The 1,016-nt window shown below is 44.8% G+C and carries 2 protein-coding genes; both read left to right on the top strand.

The features are described 5' to 3' along the window. Positions 1-314 precede the first annotated feature (314 nt). On the top strand, positions 315-440 hold the full coding sequence (locus tag A6733_RS09590) for a hypothetical protein (protein ID WP_278183914.1): 126 nt from the start codon (positions 315-317) through the stop codon (positions 438-440). A gap of 88 nt (positions 441-528) precedes the next feature. Further along, the coding region (locus tag A6733_RS00480; RefSeq protein WP_141663326.1) for a hypothetical protein at positions 529-1,016 on the top strand (488 nt) is incomplete at its 3' end.

Raw genomic sequence — 1,016 nt, 5'->3', positions numbered from 1 at the left:
TGGTTGTACGAGTTAGCAAGGTTTGGCTGTTTTTTTGTTTGTAATCTGAGCAATTTCAGTTCATCGCAGTGTTCCTTGTGCTCAGATGATGATTGCGCTTGGTGAGGAAACAGATTCGTTTTGCGTTAAGGTGCTACATATAGGGTTGTATGCTAGGTGACGGATGGGTCGTGAGGTCATGGTTTATGTGCTTAGCCCAAGTAGTTTTTGAGGGGAGATGGGGGATAGTTGGATGTGGACAAATTGTACTAAGCCATTACATGTGATTTAGTATTAGTCTGGCTAGTAGTGTTTTTTCCCCCTTTATCATTGTCGTGGGGGTTGCCGCCTTCAGCTATGTGGAGACACTGGAGGGCGGTAGCATGTGGCTTTGGCTGTTGCGTTGGTTTTATTCTGAGACCGTTCCTGTTTCTGTGCTCTTATGTGATGTAGGTATGTGAGTTTGTTGTGTAATGTTAAGTTAATAAAATAAGTAAGAATATATAAGAGTAACAAATCCAAGCTATAAAAAGAAAAGAGGAGGGTGTATTGTATCCTGTATCCGTGGTTGGCACTGCTGCTTCTAGTGATGTTCCAGATGATGAGGATAATGGCGTTAGCAGTGAAGGTAAAGATGAGGAGGTCGTTGCACAGAGTGCTATTCTTGGAGGTGGTTTGCAGCAAGCTGAGGCTGCTGCTTTAACCTCTGCTATTGTTGTGGGTAAGGGGGTGAGTACCAATAGTAAAGGTAAAGCTCCTGCCAAGAGGCGTGGTACTGCTGTTGTTTCAACTGCTTCTACTGTTGTGAGAGTGAGTGCCAGAAGTAATAAAGGTAAGGCTCCTGTCAAAGGGCGTGGTATTGCTTCTGTTTTGACTACTTCTACTGCTGTGGGGGTGAGCGCTAAGAGTAAAGGTAAAGCTCCTGCCAAAAAGCGTGGTATTGCTGCTGCTGTTTCTGGTTGTACTGTCGATCCGGATGTTTTGAGCGCGTTGGGTGTTGTTCTGTCTCCTGATGGTGTTCAGATAATTGCAGGTCT

Source organism: Candidatus Ichthyocystis sparus (assembly GCF_900078745.1).
Classification (GTDB): Bacteria; Pseudomonadota; Gammaproteobacteria; order Burkholderiales; family 2013Ark19i; genus Ichthyocystis; species Ichthyocystis sparus.
Note: the sequence above shows the minus strand (reverse complement) of the source record. Positions and strands in the feature narration are given on the sequence as shown.